This window comes from Polaromonas sp. AER18D-145, assembly GCF_002379095.1.
GTDB lineage: Bacteria > Pseudomonadota > Gammaproteobacteria > Burkholderiales > Burkholderiaceae_C > Polaromonas.
The window spans coordinates 1-1400 of record NZ_NBZV01000110.1 but is presented as its reverse complement, the minus strand read 5'-3'; the positions used below and the strand labels follow the sequence as shown (position 1 = coordinate 1400).

1 protein-coding gene and 1 pseudogene are annotated in these 1400 nt (G+C 62.1%); both read right to left on the bottom strand.

Annotation, left to right across the window (positions count from 1 at the left end; translation table 11 throughout):
• Window positions 1-1073 (bottom strand): tetratricopeptide repeat protein (locus B7G52_RS23065; protein WP_240523597.1); only part of this gene is annotated, 1073 nt, incomplete at its 3' end.
• Between the two features lie 105 nt (window positions 1074-1178).
• Window positions 1179-1400 (bottom strand): annotated as a pseudogene (locus B7G52_RS24300) (glycosyltransferase); the annotation flags it as partial.

Sequence of the window (1400 nt, the reverse complement as noted above, 5' to 3'; positions counted from 1 at the left end):
GTCTTGAGCGCCGGCTGCACTTCCAGCACCACCCGCGCGCCCAGTGCCGCCACTTGCCGGACGTAGCGGCAGAACTGCAGGGTGTCGCCTAGACCTTGCTCGGCGTGTAGAAGTATGGTCTTGCCTTGTAGCGGCTCTTTCCCCAGCCAGAGGGGTTGGGAGAATTTTCGCGCTCCCGAAATACCGAACTCCTTACTCCAGCGCCATTCGTATTTCGCCCACCCTCCGGCAAAGTCACCCATCACCAGTCTGCACAAACTTTCATTCCATATCGTTTCTGCACGGTCGGGCTCGAGTTGCAGTGCGCGGGCATAACTGTCCCGCGCCTCGACAAGGCGATTGAGGTCCTGCAACGCAAGGCCCCGGTTGCTCACGGCTTCCGCATAAGCCGGATTGATTCTGAGGGCACGGTCGTAACTCTCCACAGCCTCTAGCGGTCTTTGCAGGGCGCGCAATGCGTTGCCACGGTGGCTCAGCGCTTGTGCGAAGTCGGCTTTGATCCTGAGCGCACGGTCACAGCTTTCCAGAGCCTCCGCGTGCCGTTTCAGGTTTTGCAGGGCGAGGCCACGGTTGCTGAGTACTTCTGCAGAGTCTGGCTGAATCCGCAGCGCCTGATCAAAACTCTGCAGAGCTTGCACATGGCGTTTCAGCGTTCCCAACGCACTGCCCCGACCGATCAGCGCTTCTAGATTGCCCGGCTGGATCGCAAGTGCGCGGTCATAAGCCTCCAGCGCCTCTGCCGCCCGTTGCAGGTCCCACAGAGCATTGCCCCGGTTGCTCAGCGCATCTGCGTAGTCGGGTTCGATCTTCAGTGCCTGGTCATAGCTGGCCAGCGCGTCCTCGGGGCGCTTCAGGGCCCGCAATACATTGCCGCAGTTGTTGAGCGTACCGGCATGCTGTGGGTTGATTTTCAGGGCCTGCTCAAACAAAACCAGCGCTGCGGCCGCATTGCTCTTTTGCGCCTCGGTCATCGCCAGCAACTGCAGCGCATCAAAGTGTTGGGGCTGCGTCTGCAAGATCTCTTTGTATAGCAGCTGGGCCTGATCGAGCTGGCCTTGCTTGTGCAGGTTCACAGCTTGCGTTAGTCTGTCGATCAGGGCCTGGGCGGTTTTCGCGAGCGGCTTTGGAGCTGGCGCGGATTCGGGTTGGCGCTGCACACCGGACAGGCGCAGCTTCCATGCCGCCTGCACCTGGGCCAGCACACTGGCCCAGTCCCCGGCGCTCGGTTGCCGGAACAGCCGCGCTGACGCATACCACGGGCTGTCGCTTCGCTCGAGCAGCCAGCGCCAGTCGGGACTGAAGGGCAGCATGATCCACACTTCCTTGCCCATGGCCCCCGCCAGATGCGCCACGCTGGTGTCCACCGTGATCACCAGGTCCATCAGGGCCACCGCCGCGGC